At 46.1% G+C, this 25,524-nt stretch carries 25 protein-coding genes; 24 read left to right on the top strand and 1 reads right to left on the bottom strand.

Translation table 11 applies throughout. The features are described from left to right. The first annotated feature begins 29 nt into the window (after positions 1 to 29). The 14 genes from recD2 to G588_RS19855 all read left to right on the top strand — a co-directional run bounded on the left by recD2 (position 30) and on the right by G588_RS19855 (position 13,716). Positions 30 to 2,291 carry an SF1B family DNA helicase RecD2 gene (recD2, locus tag G588_RS0110205; RefSeq protein WP_035788307.1) on the top strand — a complete coding sequence of 754 codons (2,262 nt, stop codon included), beginning with the start codon at positions 30 to 32 and terminating at the stop codon, positions 2,289 to 2,291. Continuing rightward, a complete protein-coding gene (locus G588_RS0110200; protein ID WP_022778637.1) occupies positions 2,263 to 3,021 on the top strand; it encodes a ComF family protein in 759 nt (252 codons plus the stop codon). Before recD2 ends, G588_RS0110200 begins: the two co-directional genes overlap by 29 nt. 21 nt (positions 3,022 to 3,042) lie before the next feature. Continuing rightward, positions 3,043 to 3,450: a hypothetical protein gene (locus tag G588_RS0110195; protein ID WP_022778636.1), complete on the top strand. Its 408-nt coding sequence runs from the start codon at positions 3,043 to 3,045 to the stop codon at positions 3,448 to 3,450. A 9-nt stretch (positions 3,451 to 3,459) separates the two neighbouring features. Continuing rightward, complete coding sequence (locus G588_RS0110190) at positions 3,460 to 3,879, top strand: hypothetical protein (RefSeq protein ID WP_022778635.1); 420 nt, start codon at positions 3,460 to 3,462, stop codon at positions 3,877 to 3,879. After that, positions 3,857 to 4,798 carry a hypothetical protein gene (locus G588_RS0110185; protein WP_022778634.1) on the top strand — a complete coding sequence of 314 codons (942 nt, stop codon included), beginning with the start codon at positions 3,857 to 3,859 and terminating at the stop codon, positions 4,796 to 4,798. The genes G588_RS0110190 and G588_RS0110185 overlap by 23 nt, the downstream gene beginning before the upstream one ends. Before the next feature lie 9 nt (positions 4,799 to 4,807). After that, a complete protein-coding gene (gene cdaA / locus G588_RS0110180) occupies positions 4,808 to 5,674 on the top strand; it encodes a diadenylate cyclase CdaA (RefSeq protein ID WP_022778633.1) in 867 nt (288 codons plus the stop codon). Beyond that, complete coding sequence (locus G588_RS0110175) at positions 5,671 to 6,948, top strand: CdaR family protein (protein ID WP_022778632.1); 1,278 nt, start codon at positions 5,671 to 5,673, stop codon at positions 6,946 to 6,948. The genes cdaA and G588_RS0110175 overlap by 4 nt, the downstream gene beginning before the upstream one ends. Before the next feature lie 26 nt (positions 6,949 to 6,974). Next, complete coding sequence (glmM, locus tag G588_RS0110170) at positions 6,975 to 8,324, top strand: phosphoglucosamine mutase (RefSeq protein ID WP_022778631.1); 1,350 nt, start codon at positions 6,975 to 6,977, stop codon at positions 8,322 to 8,324. A gap of 1 nt (position 8,325) precedes the next feature. After that, complete coding sequence (locus G588_RS0110165) at positions 8,326 to 8,589, top strand: HPr family phosphocarrier protein (RefSeq protein ID WP_022778630.1); 264 nt, start codon at positions 8,326 to 8,328, stop codon at positions 8,587 to 8,589. Between the two features lie 53 nt (positions 8,590 to 8,642). Then, complete coding sequence (locus tag G588_RS0110160; RefSeq protein ID WP_022778629.1) at positions 8,643 to 9,821, top strand: DUF3048 domain-containing protein; 1,179 nt, start codon at positions 8,643 to 8,645, stop codon at positions 9,819 to 9,821. A gap of 86 nt (positions 9,822 to 9,907) precedes the next feature. Beyond that, positions 9,908 to 10,783 carry a dTDP-4-dehydrorhamnose reductase gene (gene rfbD / locus G588_RS0110155; RefSeq protein ID WP_022778628.1) on the top strand — a complete coding sequence of 292 codons (876 nt, stop codon included), beginning with the start codon at positions 9,908 to 9,910 and terminating at the stop codon, positions 10,781 to 10,783. 32 nt (positions 10,784 to 10,815) lie between these two features. Beyond that, on the top strand, positions 10,816 to 11,277 hold the full coding sequence (locus G588_RS0110150; protein WP_022778627.1) for a divergent PAP2 family protein: 462 nt from the start codon (positions 10,816 to 10,818) through the stop codon (positions 11,275 to 11,277). Between the two features lie 34 nt (positions 11,278 to 11,311). After that, positions 11,312 to 13,132 carry an LIC_10190 family membrane protein gene (locus G588_RS0110145; RefSeq protein ID WP_022778626.1) on the top strand — a complete coding sequence of 607 codons (1,821 nt, stop codon included), beginning with the start codon at positions 11,312 to 11,314 and terminating at the stop codon, positions 13,130 to 13,132. A 146-nt stretch (positions 13,133 to 13,278) separates the two neighbouring features. Then, on the top strand, positions 13,279 to 13,716 hold the full coding sequence (locus G588_RS19855; protein WP_022778625.1) for a CAP domain-containing protein: 438 nt from the start codon (positions 13,279 to 13,281) through the stop codon (positions 13,714 to 13,716). 4 nt (positions 13,717 to 13,720) lie between these two features. Here the strand turns inward: G588_RS19855 and G588_RS0110135 are convergent, their stop codons facing one another. After that, positions 13,721 to 14,584, bottom strand: a complete 864-nt coding sequence (locus G588_RS0110135) for an AraC family transcriptional regulator (RefSeq protein ID WP_022778624.1) — start codon at positions 14,582 to 14,584, stop codon at positions 13,721 to 13,723. Positions 14,585 to 14,755: 171 nt separating this feature from the next. Between G588_RS0110135 and gmd the strand changes: the two genes are divergently transcribed. The 10 genes from gmd to G588_RS0110085 all read left to right on the top strand — a co-directional run bounded on the left by gmd (position 14,756) and on the right by G588_RS0110085 (position 25,524). Then, positions 14,756 to 15,847, top strand: a complete 1,092-nt coding sequence (gene gmd / locus G588_RS19850; RefSeq protein ID WP_022778623.1) for a GDP-mannose 4,6-dehydratase — start codon at positions 14,756 to 14,758, stop codon at positions 15,845 to 15,847. 24 nt (positions 15,848 to 15,871) lie between these two features. Next, positions 15,872 to 16,813 carry a GDP-L-fucose synthase family protein gene (locus G588_RS0110125; RefSeq protein WP_334290806.1) on the top strand — a complete coding sequence of 314 codons (942 nt, stop codon included), beginning with the start codon at positions 15,872 to 15,874 and terminating at the stop codon, positions 16,811 to 16,813. Positions 16,814 to 17,117: 304 nt separating this feature from the next. Further along, positions 17,118 to 18,056 carry a glycosyltransferase family 2 protein gene (locus G588_RS0110120; protein ID WP_022778621.1) on the top strand — a complete coding sequence of 313 codons (939 nt, stop codon included), beginning with the start codon at positions 17,118 to 17,120 and terminating at the stop codon, positions 18,054 to 18,056. Next, entirely contained in the window at positions 18,056 to 18,802 is a 747-nt protein-coding gene (locus G588_RS0110115; protein ID WP_022778620.1) for a glycosyltransferase family 2 protein, read from the top strand. The genes G588_RS0110120 and G588_RS0110115 overlap by 1 nt, the downstream gene beginning before the upstream one ends. 19 nt (positions 18,803 to 18,821) lie before the next feature. Further along, positions 18,822 to 20,222: a sugar transferase gene (locus G588_RS0110110; RefSeq protein WP_022778619.1), complete on the top strand. Its 1,401-nt coding sequence runs from the start codon at positions 18,822 to 18,824 to the stop codon at positions 20,220 to 20,222. Positions 20,223 to 20,263: 41 nt separating this feature from the next. After that, complete coding sequence (locus G588_RS0110105; protein WP_022778618.1) at positions 20,264 to 21,370, top strand: YveK family protein; 1,107 nt, start codon at positions 20,264 to 20,266, stop codon at positions 21,368 to 21,370. Positions 21,371 to 21,380: 10 nt separating this feature from the next. Continuing rightward, positions 21,381 to 22,190 (top strand): glycosyltransferase family A protein, encoded by an 810-nt coding sequence (locus G588_RS0110100; protein WP_022778617.1) that lies wholly within the window; start codon positions 21,381 to 21,383, stop codon positions 22,188 to 22,190. Between the two features lies 1 nt (position 22,191). After that, positions 22,192 to 23,319: an EpsG family protein gene (locus G588_RS0110095; RefSeq protein ID WP_026668701.1), complete on the top strand. Its 1,128-nt coding sequence runs from the start codon at positions 22,192 to 22,194 to the stop codon at positions 23,317 to 23,319. A 15-nt stretch (positions 23,320 to 23,334) separates the two neighbouring features. Further along, positions 23,335 to 24,228, top strand: a complete 894-nt coding sequence (locus G588_RS0110090) for a glycosyltransferase (protein WP_022778615.1) — start codon at positions 23,335 to 23,337, stop codon at positions 24,226 to 24,228. A 3-nt stretch (positions 24,229 to 24,231) separates the two neighbouring features. Continuing rightward, positions 24,232 to 25,524, top strand: coding sequence for a glycosyltransferase family 4 protein (locus G588_RS0110085; protein WP_022778614.1), 1,293 nt, complete (start codon positions 24,232 to 24,234; stop codon positions 25,522 to 25,524).

Here is a 25,524-nt window from a genome sequence, read left to right as displayed (position 1 = left end):
GCGGCTCTTTTTATGCTATAATGGTCACCATGGAAAATGAAAAAGAGATTGTAAAAGGTTTTGTTGAACATTTTATATACAAGTCAGCGGATACCGGCTATGGAGTTCTAAATCTTATAACCGATGAGGATGACCTTACCTGTGTGGGAAATTTCCGTGACGTGGATGTGGGAGATTCACTGGAAGTCGAAGGAGTCATGGTGAACCACAAGGTCTACGGCGTGCAGCTCAAGGTCACAAGCTATAAGATCGTGGTTCCGGATGATGCGGTCTCCATGCAGAGATACCTTGGCTCCGGCGCCATCAAGGGCATCGGAGAAGCTCTGGCAGCCAAGATCGTCAAGAAATTCGGAGAGGATACCTTCAGGATCATCGAGGAGGAGCCTGAGCGCCTTGCAGAGATCAAGGGAATCAGCGACAGGAAGGCACTGGACATCGGAATTCAGATGGCAGAGAAGAAAGAGATGCGAGACGCCATGATATTTCTTCAGAAATATGGCATCACCAACACCATGGCTGTCAAGATCTACAACAACTACGGAGCCAGGATCTATTCTGTCCTTATGGAGAATCCCTATCAGCTTGCCGACGATATCGACGGCATCGGCTTCAAGACCGCAGATGAGATAGCTTCCAAAGTAGGCATCCGGGTGGACTCTGAGTACCGTATCAAATCGGGTATTATGTACGCCCTTCTTCAGGGAGCTTTGGACGGCAATACCTATCTTCCCATTGATGAGCTTGTCAGCAGAACAACGGATCTTCTATCCTCCGGGGATGACACTGCCATAGATGATATGGCTGTAAGAACCCAGCTGGATAATCTTATGATGGACAAAAAAGTCATTGTGAGAGGTGAAGGCGAAGTATATGCCTCAAGCTATTTCTACGAGGAACAGGGCTGCGCCGTTATGCTTCATGACCTTAATCTGGCGGAGAACGTATCCGAGAGTGAAGGAGAATCCTATAAGAAGAGGATTCTTGATATAGAGAAAAGAAGAGGCATCGAACTGGACGACCTCCAGCGCGAGGCGGTGGTCAAGAGTATATCCAACGGAATCGTCATTATAACAGGCGGTCCCGGAACGGGTAAGACCACTACCATCAACACGATAATCAGCTATTATGCCAGCGAAGGCCTGGATATCATGCTGGCAGCCCCCACCGGCCGTGCGGCCAAGAGAATGACTGAAGCCACGGGCTACGAAGCAAGAACTATCCACAGACTCCTTGAAGTCTCCGGTCAGGCAGTTGATGACAAGGAAGGCAGAGGAGTTCATTTTGAGAGAAACAGGGACAACCCCCTGGAAGCAGATGCCATAATCATTGATGAGATGTCAATGGTGGACATACATCTTTTTTACGCACTTCTCAAGGCACTGGTTCCGGGAACTCATCTGATACTGGTGGGAGACAGCTCGCAGCTTCCCAGCGTAGGGCCGGGGCAGGTACTGTCTGATCTTATCAGCAGCGGCAAATTCCCTACCATCATACTTCAGAAGATCTTCCGCCAGGCCGAGGAGAGCGACATCGTCATGAATGCCCACAGAATCCACAACGGGCAGCAACCGGTGCTGGATAATAAGAGCAAGGATTTCTTTTTCCTTGAGAGAAACGATCCGCAGGTTATCTACAAGCATATGATCCAGCTTGTAAGGGACAAGCTTCCGGGCTATGTCAATGCATCGCCCTATGACATCCAGGTACTGACCCCAATGAGAAAAGGACCCCTTGGTGCGATGCAGCTCAATTCAATATTGCAGGAATATCTCAATCCGCCGGACAAGAGCAAAAAAGAACATGTAAGCGGCGATGTCACCTTCCGCGAAGGGGACAAGGTCATGCAGATCAAGAATAATTATCAGGCCCAGTGGAAAGTAATGGGCAAGCTAAACACGGAAGTTGATTCGGGAATGGGCATCTTTAACGGAGATATGGGAATAATCCGTGAGATCAACGATTACTCCGAGGATCTTACCGTGGAATACGATGAGCACAGGCTTGTGAGGTATCAGTTCTTTGAGCTGGATGAGATCGAACTGTCCTATGCCATCACCATTCACAAATCCCAGGGAAGTGAATATCCCGCGGTGGTTATGCCGATTCTCGGAGGCCCCAGAATGCTTCTTAACAGAAACCTTCTGTACACGGGCATAACGAGAGCCAGAAATACGGTATGTATCCTGGGCAGCAGCCAGACACTTACAGAGATGACCCAGAACGAGCAGCAGCTCAAAAGATACACGGGATTAAGGAGAAGGATTGAAGAAGTTTTTGTTGACGCTGTATGAGGAGGGGCTGAACCTGATTTTTCCCAGAAGATGCCCTGTCTGCGATGGGGTGGTAGCCCCCTACATGGTAGCAAAAGGGAGGCTTCGGGCCGGGCAGCTCATACATCCCAAATGTCGCAAACAGGTTAAGCACGTGACAGGGCCGCTGTGCCTTAAGTGCGGCAAACCCCTGGGAAAACAGGGAGAGTACGCTGAATACTGTGAGGACTGCAAGAAAACGCGGCACTATTTTACAGGTGGCTTTTCGGTCTTTGAGTACAGAAGCATGGCCTCTTCCATCTACAGATTCAAGTACAGGGGGAGGCAGGAATACGCCACCTTTTATGCTGCGGAGACGGCGAGGAAGCTTGGGAGGAAGCTGCGGTCCCTTGGCATAGAAGCAATTATTCCGGTACCAATGTATGAGAAGAAAAAAATAAGCCGCGGCTACAATCAGGCGGAGATTCTCGCAAGGGAAATTTCCAAAAAAATAGGCATAAGAGAATATGAAAATATTATTAAGAGAATCCAAAACACCAGACCAATGAAGGAATTGGACGCTCGGGGCCGCCGCAATAATTTGAAAAAAGCTTTTAATATAACTCGAAATGATGTAAAATTTAAGTGCATACTAATTATTGATGACATCTATACAACTGGAAGTACCATTGATGAGATCGCCCATGAGTTTCTGATGGCGGGTGTCGAGAAAGTCTATTTTCTGACCCTTTCCATCGGGCAAACTACTTAAAAATAAATGGAGGTCAGCTTTATGAACTTACGGAATTGTGCAAGATGCGGTAAAATGTTTAATTATGTTGCAGGACAGCCTATTTGCGAATCGTGCAAAAAGGCTATTGAAGACGATTTCCAGAAGGTTAAGCAATATATTGAGGAAAACCCCAGAGCTGGCCTTAAACAGATTTCAGAAGACAATGGAGTCACAACCAAGCAGATCCAGCAGTGGATCCGTGAAGAGAGACTTATGTTCTCCAAGGATTCTCCGCTTCAGCTTCAGTGCGAGAATTGTGGTGAACTAATACAAACAGGAAGATTTTGTGCTAAGTGTAAGGCAAGTATGGCCAATAACCTTACAGATACCTTTGCCAAGCCCAAGCCTTTGCTTCAGCAGCCGGCTAAGCCTGAGAAGAAGGCCGGAATGCGCTTCCTGGATACCTAAGGAGCAGGAATGTTAAATGAAGAAAGAGTCATTTTGATGACCAAAATGGCTGCATTTGTAGACCGGGAGGGCAAGAAGAATAACGCCATCAACTCCTATTTCAGAAGTGATTACGTGGGATTCAACGTGCTTAAGTCAGTCTTAAGTGCCACGGCAGTGTTCTTTATTATTCTTGGAACCTACGTGCTCTACAACTTCGCCGATGTTCTGGCGAATATTTACAATACTGAAGACTTAATCGCTATAGGCAGGAGGTTACTTATGTATTACCTCCTGCTTGTTGGCGTGTATTCTCTTGCATCATATGTCATTTATTCCTATCGATATTCAAAAATGCGTAAGAGTATGAAGGCATATTATGGAGACTTAAAAAAATTAGCAAGAATGTACGAAAAGGATAAAGAAGATGACATCGTTACTAGAGATTAAGCAGTATATCATAAGATTTTACCAAAAAAACGAGACCTACCTCACATACATATGGAAGTTTCTTCTGGCACTTGTTTCCATCGCAATAATCAATAACAAGCTGGGATATATGAGTTCTCTTAACAATATTGCCATTGTTCTTATGGCATCGCTTCTGTGTGCTATACTTCCGCCGAATTTCATTGTATTTATTTCCGCGGTATTCATCCTGGGACATTTATATTCAGTATCGGCACCGACTGCACTGGTGGCAGTTATAGTATTTTTGTTGATGTTTTTGCTATACTTCAGGTTTTCACCTAAGGATACACTGGCCGTTCTTCTGACGCCCATCATGTTTTTCCTGCATCTGCCCTATGTGATGCCTCTTGCAATGGGACTTCTCGGAGCACCCAACTCGGTTGTATCGGTGGCCTTCGGACTTATCATCGCTTACATGCTGGTATTTTTCTCCGGCAATGCAGCATCCCTTGGAGCAGAGGGAGTAGAGGAGGCAGCGAGTCAGTTCCAGTCAGTTGTTTCCGGCATTACAGGAAATAAGACCATGATCGTTATGATCGGAGCCTTTGCCGTTACACTTGTCGTTGTATATATCATCCGTAGAACCTCCATGGACAATGCCTGGAAAGTTGCTATTGCAGCTGGTTCAGTATGTATGATCATCAGCATACTGATTGGAGATCTGGTTACGGATGCTCAGATATCACTTTTCGGAGTTATTGTAGGAACCCTTGTTTCCGCCCTTCTTATGCTGGCGGTAGAGTTTTTTGCCTTCAATCTGGACTATTCAAGAACAGAGAAAGTGCAGTTTGAGGACGATGAGTATTACTACTACGTTAAGGCAGTTCCCAAGGTTACCCTTTCGGCTCCCGAGAGAAGAGTTAAGAAGATTAACAAAGCCAATCAGAGACGCAGATAAGGATTTGTCATGCAGCAGAAGGATTTTCTTTTAGAATTTAACAGAACAACCCTGCACATGCCGCAGCTACGATGGCCGGATATATTAGAGATTCTGATAATTGCTTTCCTGGTCTATCACATTCTAGTATGGGCAAAAAATACCAGACTATGGTCTCTCCTTAAGGGGATCATAGTTATTCTTGTGTTTATACTTATTGCGGCTTTATTCAACATGTCCACAATTCTGTGGATCGTGGGAAGAGCCTTCGGAATCGCGTTTACAGCCATGGTTGTAATCCTGCAGCCGGAGCTTCGTAAGGCCCTTGAAGAATTGGGTAGGAAAAAGTTTTTTGCCAATATTCTGGCCCTGGGAGATGCCAAGACAGAGGGGCGTTTCTCAGACAAGACTCTGAATGAGATCGTAAGAGCCTGTGTAGAGATGGCCAAGGTCAGAACCGGAGCACTTATAGTTATTGAGCAGAGTCATCCGCTGACAGAGTATGAGCGCACGGGAATTGATGTGGACGGAATAGTTACCAGTCAGCTTCTTATCAATATTTTTGAGCACAACACGCCTCTTCATGACGGCGCGGTTATTATACGTGGAGACAGGATTACCTCCGCTACCTGTTATCTTCCCCTTTCGGACAACATGGGAATAGGTAAGGAGCTTGGGACAAGACACCGTGCGGGTGTGGGTGTTTCCGAGGCTACAGATTCACTTACCATCATCGTTTCCGAGGAGACAGGTAAAATAAGTGTGGCCTACGAGGGGGAACTTGAGAGAGCTGTCGACAGTGACAGACTCAGAGAGCGCCTGCGCTACATTCAGAACAAGCGGACAATCGATACCCCGGTGAAGCATTTTGCCAGAAAGGCCAAGGTGAAGAAATGAAGAAATTGACGGCCAATTGGGGACTTAAGCTGGCTTCGCTGATCTTTGCCGCCATAGTATGGTTTTTGATTACCAACATCAATGATCCGGTAACGTCGGTTCGATACACCAACATTCCGGTTACGCTTAAGAATACCAATCTTATAACAGATCAGGGGCAGGTATATACGGTTCTTGACAACAGCGATGTCATTAGCTCGGTTACCATATTTGCACCCAGATCAATAATTGATTCCCTGACCCAGAACAATATCATTGCTTCTGCGGATATTCAGGATCTGTCCAGTCTCAATACGGTCAGTATCAACGTAAGTACCAATAAGTACAGCGACAAGATTGAGAACATTACTCCCAGCTCCACAGTGGTGAAGCTGAGCGTTGAGAGGAAGGCTTCCAAGTCCCTTGCTCTTTCAGCCACTACGTCAGGAACTCTGGCTGACGGATATGTTATCGGTGATGTTTCTACTGAACAGAACATGATCAGGATCAGTGGTCCCGAATCCATAATCAACAGTGTTAAATACGCAGCTGTTGACGTAGATGTGACAGGCTTTACTTCCAACATCGGAACGGATGCGGATATTGTTTTGTATGATGCCAACGGTGATCCCATCGATGGCTCATTGGTATCAATGAATATCAAGACAGTAAGGGTCAATGTAGTTATTTACGAGACCAAATACGTACCGCTGAGCTTCGTGGTCAAGGGCGAGCCCGTAATAGGATACATACCTACGGGTGAGGTGGAGAGCAATCCTTCACAGATCATGATAGCAGGAAGAGGCAGTACACTCGTGGGTATCAATGAGATCAAGATCGATGATAATGCGGTGGATGTGACCGGCTATACCGGCAATCTTACGGCTTCCATAGATGTTTCCAAGTACCTGCCTTCCGGAGTTACTTTCGGAGACAGCGATTATAACGGAATGGCAGCAGTTGTTGTTCATATAGAGAGAGCTGCTACCAGGACACTTGATGTGAGCATAGACAGAGTTCAGCTGGAAAATACGGTTGATGACTTTAAGATCTATGTGGATGATACCGAGTATGATTCTGTTTCTCTTACACTTGAGGGATTATCAGATACCCTTGATGGCATAAACCCCGCATCTTTGACGGGAACAGTTGATGTGGAACAGATCATGGAGGACAACAATCTCACAGCACTTTCGGAAGGAACCTACAGCGCAGCTGTTAACTGGGATCTTCCCGCCGCAGTTACAGTCAAGAATCCGGTTGAAGTATATGTGAAGGTTGAGAAAAAGAACTAATTTAGGAATTAACGAGGTTTTTAAAAATGAGCAGATTATTTGGTACAGATGGCGTAAGAGGTGTTGCTAACTATGAGCTTACACCGCTTCTTGCATTGCAGCTTGGTCAGGCAGGGGCATATGTCCTTTCCAAAGAGGTTAATCACAAACCCACCATTATGGTTGGCTGTGATACCAGACTTTCCGGTGACATGCTTGCCAGTGCACTTATGGCAGGAGCCTGCTCTGTGGGAGCAAATGTAGTAGACGTGGGAATCATCCCCACCCCCGGCGTAGCTTACCTTACCAAGAAGTACAGGGTTGATGCAGGAGTTGTTATCTCCGCATCCCACAATCCAATGGAATTTAACGGAATCAAGTTTTTTGACGGAAACGGCTACAAGCTTCCCGATGCACTTGAGGATGAAATAGAGGCTCTTATCAAGAGCAATATGGATGATGTGCCAATGCCTACAGGCGCAGCCATCGGTAGGATCAAGGTTCGTAAGGATGCAAGAGAAGAGTATGTCAACCATAATTTAACAACGGTTGATATCAATCTCAAAGGCATGAAGATCGTTATGGACTGTGCAGAGGGCGCTTCCTATTACACCTCTGTTGAAGCTATCAAGCAGCTGGGAGCTGAGGTTGTGGTTATCCACAACAATCCCGACGGAACCAACATCAATTCCAACTGCGGTTCAACCCATATGGAAGAGCTGATGGGCCGTGTTGTAACAGAGAAGGCCAATGTAGGCCTTGCTTTTGACGGTGACGCCGACAGATTCCTTGCAGTTGATGAGAACGGCAAGATGGTAGACGGTGATCAGATCATGGCTATAGTTGGTAAGCACCTTATGAGCAAGGGCAAGCTTGCAGACAATACAATAGTAACAACTGTTATGAGTAACCTCGGATTCTTCAAGATGGCCGAGAGAGAAGGCATTAAGGTTGAGAAGACCAAGGTTGGTGACAGATACGTTCTTGAGCGAATGAAGGAGATCGGCGCTAACCTGGGCGGTGAGCAGTCAGGACATATCATCTTCCTGGATGAGAATACTACAGGAGACGGTCTTTTGTCCGCTCTGCACCTTCTTGAGGCTATGGTTGAGACAGGTAAGCCCCTGTCAGAGCTGGCATCCATCATGGAGGTAATGCCTCAGGCTCTTGTAAATGCTCATGTACCTTCCCACAAGAAGGATGCATATATGGATTATCCTGAAATTGCCGGTGCTATTGAAGGACTTGAGAAGAAGTTCGCCGGAGACGGCAGAGTTCTTATCAGACCTTCAGGCACAGAGCCACTTGTAAGAGTTATGATAGAAGGCAAGGATCAGGCGATGATTGAGGAGGAAGCAAACAAACTGGCACAGCTGATTGAGGAGGTTATGCTCTAATATGGTAAGTCAAAAAGTGGTTATAACCAACCCCACCGGGCTTCATCTTCGTCCTGCTGGGAATTTGTGTAAGGTAGCAATGAATTACAAATCTCATATCACCTTCAGCTATGGGGAAAATACTGCCAATGCCAAGAGTGTACTTAGTGTTCTGGGGGCATGCATCAAGTGCGGTGATGAGCTGGAGTTCAGATGTGAAGGAGTCGATGAAGAAGAGGCTCTGAAGGCCCTTGTTGAGGCTATTGAGAATGGGCTTGGCGAATAATTCGCCGTATGTTAAAATCTGATTTGGCAATTTTTTAGAGAGGAAATTTGGTTATGAAAAGAGTTAAGGCACTGTTGATGGCAGGCCTGTTAACTGCGTCCATCGTTGGCTGTGGAAGCGATGATGATGCTGCGGTTACAGGGCTTAGCATTGAGAAGCTTGAGGATATTCAGGAGGTTATTCCTGAGGCACCTGCAGAGGAAGCCAGCGTCGAGGAAGTTATCGATGAGGATGCTCCTCCGGCTGAAGGAATGGTAAGAAGCTATTTTACCAACGAGTGGGTTGATGAATCTGTTAATGAGAACAGACCCCTTGCTGTTATGTATCCTATAAACAAAGAGGCTCAGCCTCAGTACGGACTCAGCAACGTAGCTGTTTTCTATGAGATAATGGAAGAGGGCAGCATGAGCCGTCAGATGGGAATTCTTGAGAACTGGGAGAACCTGTCACAGATCGGTAATATCAGAAGTATCCGTGATTATTTCGTATATGCGGCGCTTGAGTACGATCCGGTTATCGTTCACTACGGCGGACCTGAGCTGTATGTTAAGACCATACTTACAAGAGATGATGTAGATAACTTAAACGGTGTCGGCGGAGTTATGGGTTCTGACTACGGAGCGTTCTTCAGAATTCCTGAGGGAAGTACATCGGAGCACACAGCATTTACCGATGCTTCACATGTAACTTCTGCTATTGAGAAGGCCGGTTTTTCCAAGACACACAGAGATAAGTTTGAGGGTCAGCCTCATTTCACATTTACCGGTTATACCAATCCCAATACACTTGCGGATTATCCGGATGCTGTAGATGCCACAGAGATCAACATGGCAAGCTCATTCCCTGTTACCAAGTCTGCGCTTACCTATGACCCTGAGAAAGAGGTATATCTCAAGACTCTGTACGGCAACAAGCAGGTAGATGCACTTACCGGTGAGCAGCTGGCATTTGCTAATGTTATTATTCAGAGAACCTATCACGAAGTTCGTGATGACAACGGATATCTTGCATATCAGATGCATGATTCCACAAGAGACGGTTACTACATTACCAAGGGTAAGATGATCCATATTACCTGGTCCAAGACCGATGATTATTCACCTACAACATACTTTGATGACAACGGCCAGGAGATAACCCTTAATACAGGTAAGACAATGATTTTTGTCATCCAGGAAAAGGGCGGTTCATTCTCTAAGTTTGAAGTTAACGGAACTACAATTGCTGAGTGATCAATAAGGCATATATAGCGGACGGTAGAAATGCCGTCCGCTTTTAACTCATTTTGAAATAAATGTAATCTTTTTGGAGAAGAATTATGGAGAAGATAATTGTTACAGGATGCAACGGACAGCTGGGAAGAGCTATCAACAAGGAGCTTCTTGCCACCGGCAAATATGAGCTTGTAAATACCGATGTTTTTCAGGGAGAGGGCATAACTCCCCTTGATATAACAAGTGTTGATGCGGTGCTTGATCTGGCCAGAGAGGTTAAGCCTGCGGCCATCATCAACTGCGCTGCTTACACTGCAGTAGACAAGCAGGAGAGCGATATTGACCTTTCCTACAAGATCAATGCCATAGGCCCCAGAAACCTTGCTATCGCAGCAACAGAGATTGGTGCCAAGCTTGTTCATGTATCAACCGACTACGTATTTGACGGAAACGGAAGCAGACCCTACATTGAATTTGATAAGACAGGCCCTGTCAGTGTATACGGTAAGACCAAGCTGGCGGGAGAAGAGATGGTTAAACAGTTCGCCAAGGATTTCTTTATCCTCAGAACCGCATGGCTCTACGGCGATGGCAAGAACTTTGTAAAGACCATGCTCGGACTTTCAGAGAAATATGATGAGGTAAGTGTTGTTAAGGATCAGCTTGGAACGCCTACAAGCACTAAGGAACTGGCCAAGGCAATCCATTACCTTCTTCCCACACAGAACTACGGCGTATTCCATGCAACCTGTGAGGGAGATACCAACTGGGCTGATTTTACCGAGGAGATTTTCAGACTTGCCGGTAAGAAGACTAAGGTTAATCACGTGACAACAGCAGAGTATCTTGCCAAGAATACTCAGGCTGCTCCCCGTCCTGCCTACAGCATTCTCGAGAACTATATGTTCAAGCTTACTTCTGATTTTAGCTTTGCTGACTGGCATGATGCGATTGAGGAGTATCTTAAGGAACTTTTGTGATCCTTTGGCTGTAACGTTGAAATGAGGTTTTTATGAAGTTTTTCTATGAACTTCTGAGCAATGAGATTCTGATAGCTGCGTTTTTTGGCTGGCTCACTGCTCAGATTTTGAAGACGATAATATATGTGGCTGTAAATAAGAATTTTAATCCCGAAAGGCTTCTTGGGGACGGAGGTATGCCCAGTTCCCACTCGGCTACCGTTATGGCGCTGGTAACCGCAACGGGGCTTAATTTCGGTGCTGATACCTTTGAGTTTGCCGTTGCCGGAGTGATGGCACTTATTGTTATGCACGATGCCATGGGTGTCAGACGTGAGACCGGCAAACAGGCCAAGGTCATCAACAATATGATGGACTGGTTCATGCAGATGGACAGTGATATTTCTCCTGAGGAGAAGCTCAAGGAATTCGTTGGTCATTCACCTTCCCAGGTGTTCTTTGGTGCACTTTTGGGTATACTCGTTGGATTTATTACCTGCAATATTATAGGTTAAAGTATTGTAGTTACGCTTTACGGGGGTTATAAGCATGGCAGCAGTGATACTGATTTGGATATATGTTATTATCACCACATATATCATGGGCTTTGGAGTTCTTCATTTCATATCGTCATGGGATTGCATGAAAAAATCCAAGCCCGTCGGCAAAACTGCCGGAAAGCAGGGCAAACCTTACGTCAATCATTTCAAAGAGAGCAATATTGTCAGCGGCCTTGTGGTCGTCACTGTTTATGCCCAGTTTGCCAGCCTCTTCGGAGGGGTGGGCCTTGTGGCCAACCTGATCCTTATCGCACTTTGCGTGTCAATTGCGATTATTTACAGAGATGAACTTATTGAGGATCTGTTCCATTCGGGACACATATTCACTGTGGACAGGAACGGATTGTATTACTTTTTGATCTTTCTTCTGATGGCCTATGGAACATCCCATGGCATCATGCACTACGATTCCGATCTTTATCATGCACAGGCAATACATTGGATTGAGGACTATGGGATTATCAAGGGACTTGGTAATCTCCATGTGAGACTTGCCTACAACAGCTCTGCATTCCCGCTGTCAGCTCTGTACAGCATGAGCTTTTTTGGCGGCAAGAGCTATCATGTGATGGCAGGCTTTTTTGCACTGGTGCTTGCCTGGCAGTGTCTGGACCTTAAGAATATTGTAAGGCGTGGACACCCGGTGCTGTCTGACTTTGCAAGAATCGCAGCTATCTACTATCTGTTTACGGTGTTTGATGAAATAGTGGCTCCGGCTTCGGACTATTTTCTCTCTGCACTGGTATTCTATGTGATAATTCACTGGCTCGATATGAACATAAGGCACGAGAAATCGCTGCTTCCCTATATTCTGTTGTCCCTGACCGCTCTATTTGCGGTGACGGTGAAGCTATCGGCAGCGCCAATGGTTCTTTTGTCAATCATTCCGATATACAAGCTCCTTCACAACAGAACCGAGAAGACGGTGAAGGCCTTCTGGCTGTCGGTGCTTATGGCTTTTATCATCGTTATTCCCTTTATACTGAGGAATATTCTGATATCGGGTTGGCTGTTGTATCCCGTTACCTTCCTGGATTTCTTTAGCGTACCCTGGAAGATTCCCAAGGGACTTGCTGCCTATGACGCGTTGGAGATCAAGACCTTCGGAAGAGGTTATACGGATGTGGCGCAGTATGGCGATGCGCCCCTTTCACAGTGGCTCCCTGAATGGTTCTCCAAGATCACGGGAATCAACAAGCTGGTGCTGATACTGGACGTTGTAGCCATTGCATTCTATATTGCAATTTTGCTCTACTTCCTTATTGCTGTTGTGAGAAATGGCAGCAAGGTGGAAAAGAAGTTCGGGCAGTCCAAGGTATTTGATCTAAGCCACAGGAGCATGGTCAATATCGCAGATTTCCTGACAATAGGCGGAACAATGATAATATGTCTGCTGTTCTGGCTGTTTAGTGCTCCTCTTATCAGATACGGAGTGGTATATGTATGGATGACAGCTGCAATTGTATTGGGAAGAGTGTTCATCATAGTCTACAACAGGCTGAGCGATAAGATCACAGTGTGGATCTTTAGAGGCCTGGTGGCATTTTTGTGTCTGTGGATGCTATATAAGGGCGTTGGAATTGTTACTGAGGATGCAAAGAGGGCCAATCCTAAGTATCTCTATACACAGCAGGATTATGGTCACTACGAGGTTGACAGCTGCGAAGTTGAGGGATTGACCATTTATTATCCGACCTCCGGCGACAGAACGGGTTATGAGCCTTTTCCTTCTGCAACTCATGATGTTTCTGCGGAAATTCAATTTATTGGCAAAAATATACATGATGGAATAAAGTCCATAGGTGAATGATAAAAAGTTTCTTAAAATAATGTTACGATTCTAAAACTTTAGTTAAAAATGCCCGCAAATGCCTGTAATTTAGAGCTTTTTTTACCGAAATAAAGTATCATAGTTATACGAGTTAACACCTTTTTCTACTGAAAGGGGGATACTTTATGAGGAGAGTTTTAACCGCACTGATGGCGGTGATAGTGATGTTCATGCTGATCGCGCCCATCAAGGCACAGGCCACATGCCCGGATGATGTACTTGCTTACATGAACGCAGAGAGATCTGCAGCGGGGCTTCCGGGATTTACAGTAGATGATACACTGTCGGATATTGCGGCAGTTCGAGCAGTTGAATGTTCCACCAGATTTTCTCACATCAGGCCCAACGGCATGGCCTGGTACACGGTTTCCAAATCCACCAACGGGGAAAACCTGGCTCACGCCGTAAATGCCAACCAGCAAAAGCCCGAGAACGTGGTGCTTGCCTGGATGCTAAGTCCTACCCACAAGGCCAATGTGCTCAGGGAGACTTTCTCGGCAGTTGGAATCGCCTACTACTATAGTGATAATGGCGAAACCTACATTGTATGTGAATTTAGATGATATATTATTTCCAGCGTTGCCTATATTCCAGGGGACTGATTCCTTCAATCTGTTTGAACATACGTGAGAAATAGTACAGGGGCGAGATTCCACATCTCGCCCCTATTTCTTCGACTGTTTCGTCGGAGAAACGAAGAAGCTGCTTGGCGTGGGTGATCCTTACTATCAACAGGTAGTTGATTATCGATGTGCCGAATTGCTCCTTGAAATCTCGTGATAAGGTGTATTTGTTTATGAGGAAAATCTCCGACAGCTCGTCCAATGACACCTTTTCCTGATAATGTGTATCAAGATAGTCCTTGAGGGCAAAGGCATGTTTTCCGGCCTTTCCCGAGGGCTTGGCTTTTTCCGGCTGCCAGCTGAAGGACATAAGAAAGGTCAAAAGTCCTGCCAGGCATTCGTTTATTCTGATGTCCCTGATATAGTCCGATGAATAGGCAACATTGTGCAGGCCGGTGAAAATACCCATGGCTTCCTGCAGATTTTCCGGGTGAAAAACGGGCTGTCCTCCTCTTTCCACGTATTTTAGATAAATGGGAAGGATGCTTTCTCCGTAAAAGTGTATCCAGTCCAGAGCCCAGAGGTCCTCTGAGGTTCTGTGGGAATAGGGATTTTTGCAGTTGATGAAGACGCAGTCTCCCTGACGCACGGGATGCTCTTTGCCGTTGTAATCAAGGACGCCGCTGCCGCTTTTTACATAAAAAAACAGAAATGATTCCAGGTTCTGTCTTTTGCTGGTGTGGGTACTTTTTGCCTGAAGAGAACCAATTTCCTGCAAATAAATGAGGCTTGATTTGGCAAATTCCGAAGGGGTATATAATAATCTGTCTGAAGATACGGCTTTTCCTTGAAAAAGATGTTCACTCATATTTGTTCTCCTTATAAAAACAAGTATAAATTCCATGTCAAGATAATGCAAATCAAAATCAAGAAAGTGAATTCCAATAGGTAAATTATTCGTTATAATATTTGTAAATGGTTAATAAGGTGACAGGCACTTAAATAAGTAAAGTGCCTGTCACTGATGGAGGATATAAAAATGTCAAAAAAAGCACTTATAACCGGAATCACAGGTCAGGACGGATCATACCTTGCAGAGTTCCTATTGGACAAGGGCTATGACGTTCACGGAATTATCCGCAGATCATCTGTTGATTACAGAGAAAGAATCGCTCACCTTGAGGGGCATCCTCATTTCCATCTTCACTATGGAGATCTGGGAGATTCCATGAGTATCCTTGGAGTTGTAGGAAAGGTTCGCCCCGATGAGATCTACAACCTGGCTGCTCAGTCTCATGTTCAGGTTTCTTTCGATTCACCTGAGTTCACAGCTGACGTGGATGCAACAGGCGTATTAAGAGTACTTGAGGCGGTTCGTCAGTGCGGACTTGCAGATACCTGCCGTATATATCAGGCATCAACTTCAGAGCTCTATGGTAAGGTTGAGGAGGTTCCTCAGAACGAGAAGACTCCTTTCCACCCTTATAGCCCTTATGCTGTTGCCAAGCTCTATGGTTACTGGATCATCAAGGAATACAGAGAAGCTTATAACATGTTCTGCTGCTCAGGTATTCTTTTCAATCACGAGTCAGAGCGCCGCGGAGAGACCTTCGTTACACGTAAGATCACTCTTGCAGCATCACGTATTGCCCAGGGCAAGCAGGATAAGCTCTACCTCGGTAACCTCTCATCACTTCGTGACTGGGGTTATGCCAAGGATTATGTTGAGTGTATGTGGCTCATTCTTCAGAATGACAAGCCTGAGGACTTCGTTATCGCAACAGGCGTACAGCACTCAGTAAGAGAATTCGCTCAGCTTGCTTTCCACTATGCAGGAATTGAGCTGGAGTTCAGAGGCGAGGGCATCGACGAGAAGGGCTACGACAAGGCTACAGGTAAGGTTCTCGTTGAAGTATCAGAGGACTTCTACAGACCTACAGACGTAGTTAACCTCTGGGGAGATCCCACTAAGGCCAAGGAGAAACTCCACTGGAATCCTCAGACCACATCCTTCGAGGATCTTGTAAGGATCATGGTAGAGCATGATATGAAAAAAGTTGCCGTAGAGAGAGCCAACGAGCATGTTAAGTTCAACCTCGCTGAGTTCCTTGAGAAGGGTATCGATAAGTAATCGGATGTTAGGAGAAATATTATGATGGAGAAAAATGCGAAGATTTACGTAGCAGGCCACAGAGGAATGGTTGGCTCCGCTATCGTAAGAGAACTGCAGAAGCAGGGCTATAAGAATATCATCACCAGAACCCACAAGGAGCTGGATCTTACAAGACAGGATCAGGTAGAAGCCTTTTTTACCGATGAGAAACCCGAGTATGTATTCCTTGCAGCTGCCAAGGTTGGCGGAATCATGGGTAACTCAGAGGCCCTTGCTGATTTCATGTACGAGAACATGATCCTTGAGATGAACGTTATCAACTCAGCCTGGAGAAACGGCTGCAAGAAGCTGGAGTTCCTTGGCTCATCCTGTATCTACCCCAGAATGGCTCCTCAGCCCATGAAGGAAGACTGCCTTCTTACATCAGAGCTTGAGAAGACCAACGAGGCCTATGCACTTGCCAAGATCTCAGGTCTTAAGTACTGCGAGTACCTTAACAAGCAGTACGGCACCGATTATATTTCGGTAATGCCCACCAACCTGTACGGACCAAATGACAACTATCATCCCACACATTCACACGTACTTCCCGCTCTTATCCGCCGTTTCCATGAGGCAAAAGAGCAGAAGCTCCCCTATGTAACCTGCTGGGGAGACGGTAGCCCCCTTCGTGAGTTCCTCTATGTTGATGATCTTGCCAACCTCTGTGTATTCCTTATGAATAACTACAGCGGCAACGAGACCGTCAATGCGGGAACAGGTAAAGAGCTCACTATCAAAGAGCTCACCGAGAAGGTTGCTAAGATCGTTGGCTACGAAGGCGAGATCCGCTGGGATCCCACCAAGCCCAACGGCACACCACGTAAGCTCCTTGATGTATCCAAGGCCAAGGCTCTTGGCTGGACCTACACCACTGAGCTGGAGGATGGTATTAAGCTTGCATATGAGGATTTCCTGAACAATCCTATGAGAGCAGAACGATGATGAGATAATAATCAAAAAACGGAGAAAACATACCTGGCTTCGGCATGTATGTTCTCTCCTTTTTTTGATTAATGAAATTACAGCTGCGCTGTAGTGAAATGCACTGCGTGCATGAAATTCCGCGCAGCGGATTTTCATTCATCTACGATGAATTTCATTATATGTCAGACTACTTTGGGGGCTAATATAGCTCATTTAATGCACATTGAAAGAACCGCCGGATAAGTGTAAAATAGGGGTAGTGTGTAAATTTAAAATAAGGCATAAAATGCCTTAAATATAGTATTTGGGAGAGAGATATACAATGAAGTTACTTAGCGTGATAGTTCCCTGCTACAACGAGCAGGAAAACATAGCCGATTTCTACGTTGAGCTGATGAAGAACGAGAAGTTTTTTCATGAGCACGATGTGGACATCGAGATGATTTTTGTTAACGACGGTTCCAAGGATAACACCGTAGAGGAAGTCAAGAAACTCCATGAGAAGGATGAGAGGGTGCACCTTATCAACTTCTCCAGGAACTTTGGCAAGGAAGCCGGCATGTATGCAGGTCTTCAGAAATCCAAGGGAGACTACGTGGTCATCATGGACTGCGACCTTCAGGATCCACCGGCACTTCTTCCCGATATGTACAAGGCAATCGCAGAGGAAGGCTATGACAGCGTGGCCACAAGACGTGTAACCCGTAAGGGCGAGCCTCCCATCAGATCCTTCTTTGCAAGAATGTTCTACAGACTCATCAACAGGATGTCCAACACAGAGATCGTTGACGGAGCAAGAGACTACAGACTTATGACAAGGCAGTTCGTTGATGCCATCCTTTCAATGGAGGAGTACAACCGCTTTTCCAAGGGCATCTTTGGCTGGGTAGGCTTCAAGAACAAGTGGCTTGAGTTTGAGAACGTAGAGAGACAGAAGGGTGAGAGCAAATGGTCCTTCTGGAAGCTCTTTATCTACGCCCTTGACGGAATTGTTGCCTTCTCGACCGTTCCGCTGGCAATGGCCTCCATCTTCGGAGTGCTGTTCTGCCTTATAGCATTTCTTTTCATCATATTCATCGTTGTGAGACAGCTCGCATTCGGTGATCCCAACAACACCGTTGGCTGGGCTTCGACAATATGCATAATCTCCCTGGTGAGCGGCGTTCAGCTGTTTTGTCTGGGAATCCTGGGACAGTACCTCTCCAAGACCTATCTTGAGGTCAAGAAACGTCCCATGTACATCGTTAAAGAGGAGTTGTAATGGTAAGCATTGTTGTACCGGTCTATAATGCTTCGAGCTACATCGCAGATACCATAAGGATGGTCAGCGCCCAGACCTACAAGGACTGGGAACTTATCCTGGTGGACGATGCTTCCACCGACGGCAGCGCTGATCTCATCGAGAAGCTTATAGGGGCGCAGGGGAAAAGAATCAAACTTATCAGGAAAAAAGTTAACGCAGGGCCTGCAGAAGCCCGCAACACCGGAATCGGAGCATCCTCCGGAAGATATATAGCCTTCCTGGATGCGGATGACATCTGGAAACCGGAGAAGCTTAAGAAGCAGGTGGCCTTCATGGAGAAGACGGGAGCCGCATTCTCTTTTCACTCCTACGAATTCGGAGATGAGGATGCGAAACCTACTGGCAAGATTGTCCATGCACCGGCCAAGCTGACCTACAGAAAGGCCCTCTCCAGAACCGTTATCTTTACCACCACCGTAATGTTTGATACGGAAAAAATCGATATTGAAATGATTCACATGTCACAGGTTCCCAGTGAGGATACAGCCACCTGGTGGAGGATCTTAAAGAGCGGCTTTGTAGCCTACGGACTTGACGAGAATCTGGCCATCTACAGAAGGCCTAAGAAGTCACTGTCTTCAAACAAGCTTGTGGCGATTCAGAGAATCTGGTTTTTATACAGGAATATTGCCGATCTATCGGTTCCTGAAGCTATGTTTTACTTTGGGGGATGGGCTGTGAGAGCAACCCTTCGAAGAATTTGACCATAAAGGGGATTTATATATGAAACACATGGAGTCTGTTAAGAGAATCCTGGTACTCATATTGGGTTTTGTTGGACTTGGCATGGAGACAGCTGTCTATGCCTGGTTTTGGTTCAATACATATTATCCTATAGTATCCGCAACACGTATCAGCGTTGACGGCTACAATCTGGGTTCGGGTCTTAAACTCTACTTCAGAGGCCACCTCCTTATACTTGCAATTTATTTCATTTTGCTTTTGTTCTTTTCAAATACCTACGGAGGGCTGAAAATAGGCTATCTCAAGCCGATGGATGTATTCTTCTCCACGATTTTTGCCCTTTTCATGGTTAACTTTATTTCTTATTTCCAGATCGCACTTCTTAGGAACTGGCTGGTGCCGGTTATTCCAATGATAGAGATATTTGTGATCCAGCTGGTGATATCCTTTATCTGGTCCTATGCTACGAACTTCCTCTACATGGCGATTTTCCCGCCCAGGGAGCTCCTTCTTGTGAGCGGAGTGTATTCCGTGGATGACATTATCCGCAAGTTCAATTCAAGAAAAGACAAATATCACATTGCCAAATACATGAATATCAGCGAGGGTATCGATGCAGTCTACAAGGAGTGCCTCGGTAACTACGACGGTGTCATCATCTGGGATGTGCCAAGCCAGTTCAGAAACGGCCTGGTAAAATACTGCTACGGCAGAAATATCCGTATCTACGTGATGCCTAAGATAACAGATGTTCTTCTTAAGGGATCAACGCAGCTTCACCTTTTTGATACACCGGTACTACTCCTTAGAGAATATTCCATCAAGATTGAGAAGAGAGCTATCAAGAGACTTATAGACATCGTACTTTCTCTTGTTCTGATCATTCTCACATCGCCCATAATGCTGGTGACAGCTATTATCATCAAGCTCTACGACGGAGGCCCTGTGCTGTACAAGCAGGTTCGCTGTACCAAGGATCAGAAGGAATTTAAGATCATGAAGTTCAGGAGCATGAGGGTTGATGCGGAGAAGGACGGCGTCGCAAGACTTGCCAAGAAGAACGATGACAGAATAACTCCTATTGGCAAGGTTATCCGTTCCTGCAGAATTGACGAGCTTCCTCAGCTCTTTAACATTCTTGTCGGTGATATGGCCTTCATCGGACCAAGACCCGAGAGACCTGAGATCATCAAGCAGTACCTCGAGGAGATGCCTGAGTTTGCCTTCAGAATGAAGGTGAAGGCAGGACTTGCGGGATATGCGCAGGTTTATGGCAAGTACAATACAACACCCTATGACAAGCTTAAACTCGATCTTACTTATATTGAGAATTACTCAGTATGGCTTGATATCAAGCTGATGCTGCTGACGCTGAAGATTCTGTTTACTCCCGACAGTACAGAGGGCGTAGATGAGAATCAGACGACGGCACAGAAGTAACGGAAAATAATAAAAGTGAGGGGCACTTAAGAGGGAAGAGTATGGAAAGAGCAGATAAGGGATATATGAACGAAAAACTAAACCTTCGAAGCTTTTATTTAAGGCTTCTTAAAAAGCTGTGGCTTGTTCCGCTCACCGGAATAATATGTGCTCTTTTGTTCCTTGGGGTATATACACTTGTGACGGTGACCTTCGGACCTGCCAGGAGCTATCAGACAACCAGCCAGTTCTATATTAAGTTCGCCTATGACGAGAATGCCAAGAGCCAGGTGGATTCTTATAACGCCTACACCTGGAATTCCCTTATGTCCACCGATGAAGTCCTTGATGTGATCATGAAGGGGCTTGAGGCTGCGGGCTATGGTGATATGACAGGAAGCCAGGTGGTTAGCGATATCACCGCAGAGATTCCTTCCGATGTCAGAGTCCTTCTTCTTACCGTCAAGGACAATGACAGAGACAGAGCCCAGGCAGTGACAGATGCCGCCATCAAGGCACTTAAGTCCTATGGCGAGACCAATGATGCCTTTGACTCCATCAAACTTCTTAACAGCGAAGAGGCCACGCTTGTTACCTACACCGACAGAAGCGCTGTGGCAGCAGTGTTCGGACTGATTGTGGGACTTGTGGGCTCAGTTATGGCTCTTATGCTGATTGATGCAATTGACGATGCGGTCTATGTTCCCGAGGAATGTGAGTCCAGATACGATCTGCCTGTTCTGGGAGTACTGTTTAAGGGCGAAGACAGGAACACCACCGCAGATGAGATATTCAAAAACGATCTTATAGCCACCTGCAAAAAATATACAGAGGGCGCCTCAGGCCTGCTCTTCGTCTCAGTGGACAGCGTCAGGAATGAGAAACATTCGGAGGAAGACCTGGAGAGCCTTAAGAAGGCCCTTGGAAATAAGTGCCCTGAGGCCATCAGCGATATGACAGCCATCAGCACCCCCGGAAAAGTACTGGATAATTATCGCAAGATTGCAACTTCCGGCGGCGTTATCATGGCTGTTCCCTATGGGAAAAAGTGTAAGAGCATGGCGGATCGCACCACCAGTCAGCTTCGTAAGCACGGCTGCAGAATAGTGGGAGTACTGCTTACAAGGGCAGACCGCAGCTTTATGAAAAAATACTACAGGATCAAATAGGCGTGCGTTTATGAGCAGATTAGAGATACTGATTTCGTCAGTTAACAAGGATCCCGGCGACCTTGCTGACAAACTTCATATACATTCCGACGCGGTAATAGTCAATCAGAAGCCGGGAACGAGAGGTAAGACTGAGAAGGATACTTTTATACTGGATTCGTTTGTTATTAAGACAATCACCATGCATGACAAGGGTGTTGGTCTATCCCGCAATACAGCCCTTGAGAATGCTACAGCAGAGATAATACAGTTTGGCGATGATGACATCGTCTATGATGCAGGCTATGTGAACAGGGTCCTGGAGGAGTTCGATGCTCATCCCGAGGCTGACGTACTTCTTTTTAACGTACAGCAGCAGCCCGGGAGGGAGACCTATCACAACGAGGACTTCAAGAAGGTGTCCTGGTACAACTACGGAAGATATCCCGCCTACGCCATCTGCGCCAGAAGGCAGAAGATAGTGGACAGCGGTGTGAAGTACTCCCTGCTGTTCGGAGGGGGAGCGCCTTATATGAACGGCGAAGACAGCCTCTTTTTACACGATCTGTTAAAAGCGGGGCTTAATATCTACAGGACGCCTGTGGATATAGGACATGAGCTGGCAACCGGGACTTCTACCTGGTTTGAAGGATATACGGACAAGTTTTTCTACGACAGAGGAGTGCTGTATCACTTCCTATACGGAAAGAGCGCTTACCTCTGGGGATTCAGATTTTTGTTCAAGAACAGAGATGAGATGTGCAGGGAAAAAGGGTTTCTTAAATGCTTCAGGCTCCTTAGAAAGGGAGTTCGTCACGGCAGGACCCTGAAGAAGGTGTAAATTGGCTGTTTATCTTATTCTTACGCTCCTGGTGCTGACGCTGGCACTGCCGGTGCGGAAAAAACAAGTTAATAACGGTAGACTACTTGCAGTATATCAGGGGATGACGAGACAGGACGCAGTGAATATGATCGCTATCCTCATGATCTTTACTGCTCTTTTTGCTGTTTCAGCCCTTAGGCTCAATGTTGGCAATGACTACGCCAAGTACGTGGAGTTCATGCATCTGGTGTTCAGCCATGCCTATGTACCGACAGAGGCGGGATTCAATGCTGTAACATATGTTATTTATTACCTTTGCGGCTTTGAGAACTATATTCTGGTGTTTGCGGTGTTTGCCTTCTTTACCATTTTCTTCTTTATGAAGGCACTGTGGCAGCAGAGTGAGCATTTTACTTACAGTTTCATGATGTTTATGCTGCTGGGGTACTATTTCCAGTCAATCAGCACGGTCAGATATTATCTGGCTCTTGGTATAGCACTCTATTCGGTTAAGTTTGTGCTTAAGGGTGACTGGCCCGGATTCATATTGCTGATACTGCTGGGAGCCCTGTTCCACAAGTCCATTCTGGTGGTGCTTCCTCTGTACTTTCTGGCTTCTCTTCCCTGGAAGAAATGGATGATGCTTCTGGGAGGAGCCTTTTGTTTATCCTGCCTGTTTTTGCAGGATCTGTATCTTAAGATTGTTGTATTTTTGTACCCGTCCTACAAGGATACGGAGTATCTTACAGGCGGAACCAGCATTGTGAATATCGTCAGGTGCACAGCAATTTTGCTGTTTTCTCTGTATATGTACAGGGACTGTATCAAAGGCAACAGGACCTACAGTTTCTATTTCTGGTGCAACAACATGGCCCTTGCCCTGTATCTGTTCGGGTCCTTCCTTCCGATCATCTCAAGGATAGGCTATTACCTGACAGTGACACATATTCTGTTTGTTCCGGCTCTTATCTTCAAGGTTAAGGATGATAAGAAGAGGCAGTTCATAATATTGGCCGGGATTGTCGCCTGCCTGCTGTACTTTGCGATGTATATGCGCGGGGCGGCCAATGACGGAGTGAGAATTTTACCATATCAGACGTTTTTGTTTCATGAGATGCCCATGACTCTTTCGGAAAGGGGTTATTGATAACAGGTTCAAGCTATGAAGAGACCATTTTTTACAATAATAACAGTTACATACAATTCGGGAGACAAGCTGACGGAGACAATTGACAGCATTGTCACACAGAGCTTTGATGACTATCGCATTCTGGTTAAGGACGGACTTAGTACCGACGGTTCCATTGAGAAGCTCAAGGGTAAGTACAGCGTGGCGGGAAAAGACAGTAAGGGTAGCAGCAAGATAACCCTTATAGAGAGCTGTGATAACGGTATCTATCACGCCATGAACATAGCTGTGTCCTACTTATCAGAAATAACAGATGATATCAAAGCCGGCGATACACCCTCCTACGTATTCTTCCTAAACTGCGGAGATACCTTCAGGGACAGGGACGTGCTTAAAAATGTCCATGACGCCATAGTAAGCAGACAGGAGTCCTCGGGAACCACACTTTCTTCAATCTTTTACGGAGATATTTTTGAGGTCACAACGCTCCAGAGAGTACCCTCCAATCCCAAGATCGATGACTATGCCTGCTACAGGAACCTTCCTTCGCACCAGGCCTGCTTCTACGATGAGAGACTTATGAGAAGGAACCTTTTTGACCTTAAATACAAGGTTAGGGCTGACTACGAGCAGTTCCTTCGTTGCATATACAAAGAGAAGGCTGAGACAGTATACATCCCCATGATAATTGCCAATTATGAGGGAGGCGGCTTCTCTGATGTTAACAGGAAGATATCTGAGGAGGAGAGGAAGGTTATCATCGGTATGTACCTTCCCAAGTCCAAGATAAGGAAATATGACTTCTTGAGAATTGTTACTCTTTCGAAAGTGAGAACCTTTTTAGCTTCCAACAAAACCACTGCAGGTGCCTATAACGCAGTTAAGAACGCAGCTTACAAGGTAAGAAATGCCAAAAAGGAGAAGTAAGAATTGAGAATACTATGGCTTTGCAACATAATGCTTCCGGCTTATGCCAAGGCCCACGGACTTGACTTTTCGGTCCGGGAGGGGTGGCTGACGGGATGCCTTGAGAGAATAAAGAACAGTCATATATTGGGTGACAACGAGATAGAACTTGCCATAGCCTTTCCGGCGGAGGGTGATATCGCTTCTTCCAGTGAGGTCATTGATGGCATTACCTACTACGGCTTCGTGGAGGATCTAAGCCACCCGGAAAGTTATGACGGCAAGGTGGAGAACCGTTTTCATAACATTCTTGATGATTTTAAGCCTGATGTGGTGCACATCTTCGGAACGGAGTTTCCCCACAGCCTGGCGATGCTAAGGTGCTTTGGCAATCCTTCCAGGGTTCTGCTTGGAATCCAGGGTGTCTGCGGTGTTATCGCAGAGGAATATATGGCCGGTATTCCTGAGAAGGTGCAGCAGTCCGCAACCTTCAGAGACAGGATCAAACAGGACAGTCTTATCAAACAGCAGGAGAAATACAGAGCAAGAGCCGAACATGAGGCCGAGTGCATAAGGCTCACCGGCAATATCACAGGAAGAACTGATTTTGACAGGGCAAGGACCTATGAGATCAATCCTGAGGCCAGGTATTATCACCTTAACGAGACGATGCGTCCTTCCTTCTATACAGCCACAAGAAGGGAAAAGGATATAGAAGAACACTCGATATTTTTATCCCAGGGAGATTACCCGCTCAAGGGATTTCATTTTGTCCTTCAGGCTATGCCCGGAATATTGGAGAAGTACCCGGATGCTCATTTATATGTTGCCGGCAACAATATAATCGGCAAGGGCCAGAGCAAATACCCTTATTTTCTCAGGGCCGCTGCATATGGCAAGTATATTAAGGGGCTTATCAGGACTCTTCACCTTAAGAAGAATATAACAATGCTGGGAATGCTCAGCGAAGAGGAGATGAAGGACAGACTCCTTACAGCAGGCGTATTTGTGTGTGCCTCTGTCGTAGAGAACTCGCCCAATTCCCTGGGAGAAGCGATGCTTCTTGGAACTCCTGTTGTGGCATCAAGGGTCGGAGGCATTCCGTCAATGGTTGAGGATGGCAAGGACGGCCTTTTGTTTGAGAAGGCTGATCCTGAGGACCTTAAGAGATGCATTTTGCAGATATGGGACGATCCCATGCTGGCTGCGGTCTACGGAGACAATGCGAGGAAGCATGCCCGCGAAACCCACAGTCCCGACAGGAACTACGACAGACTTCTTGAGATCTACAGAGATATAAACGAGGCAAGAGCGTGA

Origin of the sequence: Butyrivibrio sp. AE3009 (assembly GCF_000420845.1) — a bacterium.
GTDB lineage: Bacteria > Bacillota > Clostridia > Lachnospirales > Lachnospiraceae > Butyrivibrio.
Note: the sequence above shows the minus strand (reverse complement) of the source record. Positions and strands in the feature narration are given on the sequence as shown.

Coding starts and splice junctions, on each gene's coding strand:
- gmd (WP_022778623.1), top strand. CDS start 14,756: ATGTCAAAAAAAGCACTTATAACCGGAATCACAGGTCAGGACGGATCA.
- G588_RS0110110 (WP_022778619.1), top strand. CDS start 18,822: ATGAAACACATGGAGTCTGTTAAGAGAATCCTGGTACTCATATTGGGT.
- G588_RS0110090 (WP_022778615.1), top strand. CDS start 23,335: ATGAAGAGACCATTTTTTACAATAATAACAGTTACATACAATTCGGGA.
- G588_RS0110145 (WP_022778626.1), top strand. CDS start 11,312: ATGGCAGCAGTGATACTGATTTGGATATATGTTATTATCACCACATAT.
- rfbD (WP_022778628.1), top strand. CDS start 9,908: ATGGAGAAGATAATTGTTACAGGATGCAACGGACAGCTGGGAAGAGCT.
- recD2 (WP_035788307.1), top strand. CDS start 30: ATGGAAAATGAAAAAGAGATTGTAAAAGGTTTTGTTGAACATTTTATA.
- G588_RS0110135 (WP_022778624.1), bottom strand. CDS start 14,584: ATGAGTGAACATCTTTTTCAAGGAAAAGCCGTATCTTCAGACAGATTA.
- glmM (WP_022778631.1), top strand. CDS start 6,975: ATGAGCAGATTATTTGGTACAGATGGCGTAAGAGGTGTTGCTAACTAT.
- G588_RS0110165 (WP_022778630.1), top strand. CDS start 8,326: ATGGTAAGTCAAAAAGTGGTTATAACCAACCCCACCGGGCTTCATCTT.
- G588_RS0110160 (WP_022778629.1), top strand. CDS start 8,643: ATGAAAAGAGTTAAGGCACTGTTGATGGCAGGCCTGTTAACTGCGTCC.
- G588_RS0110190 (WP_022778635.1), top strand. CDS start 3,460: ATGTTAAATGAAGAAAGAGTCATTTTGATGACCAAAATGGCTGCATTT.
- G588_RS0110115 (WP_022778620.1), top strand. CDS start 18,056: ATGGTAAGCATTGTTGTACCGGTCTATAATGCTTCGAGCTACATCGCA.
- G588_RS0110185 (WP_022778634.1), top strand. CDS start 3,857: ATGACATCGTTACTAGAGATTAAGCAGTATATCATAAGATTTTACCAA.
- G588_RS0110195 (WP_022778636.1), top strand. CDS start 3,043: ATGAACTTACGGAATTGTGCAAGATGCGGTAAAATGTTTAATTATGTT.
- cdaA (WP_022778633.1), top strand. CDS start 4,808: ATGCAGCAGAAGGATTTTCTTTTAGAATTTAACAGAACAACCCTGCAC.
- G588_RS0110100 (WP_022778617.1), top strand. CDS start 21,381: ATGAGCAGATTAGAGATACTGATTTCGTCAGTTAACAAGGATCCCGGC.
- G588_RS0110105 (WP_022778618.1), top strand. CDS start 20,264: ATGGAAAGAGCAGATAAGGGATATATGAACGAAAAACTAAACCTTCGA.
- G588_RS0110125 (WP_334290806.1), top strand. CDS start 15,872: ATGGAGAAAAATGCGAAGATTTACGTAGCAGGCCACAGAGGAATGGTT.
- G588_RS0110175 (WP_022778632.1), top strand. CDS start 5,671: ATGAAGAAATTGACGGCCAATTGGGGACTTAAGCTGGCTTCGCTGATC.
- G588_RS0110120 (WP_022778621.1), top strand. CDS start 17,118: ATGAAGTTACTTAGCGTGATAGTTCCCTGCTACAACGAGCAGGAAAAC.
- G588_RS19855 (WP_022778625.1), top strand. CDS start 13,279: ATGAGGAGAGTTTTAACCGCACTGATGGCGGTGATAGTGATGTTCATG.
- G588_RS0110150 (WP_022778627.1), top strand. CDS start 10,816: ATGAAGTTTTTCTATGAACTTCTGAGCAATGAGATTCTGATAGCTGCG.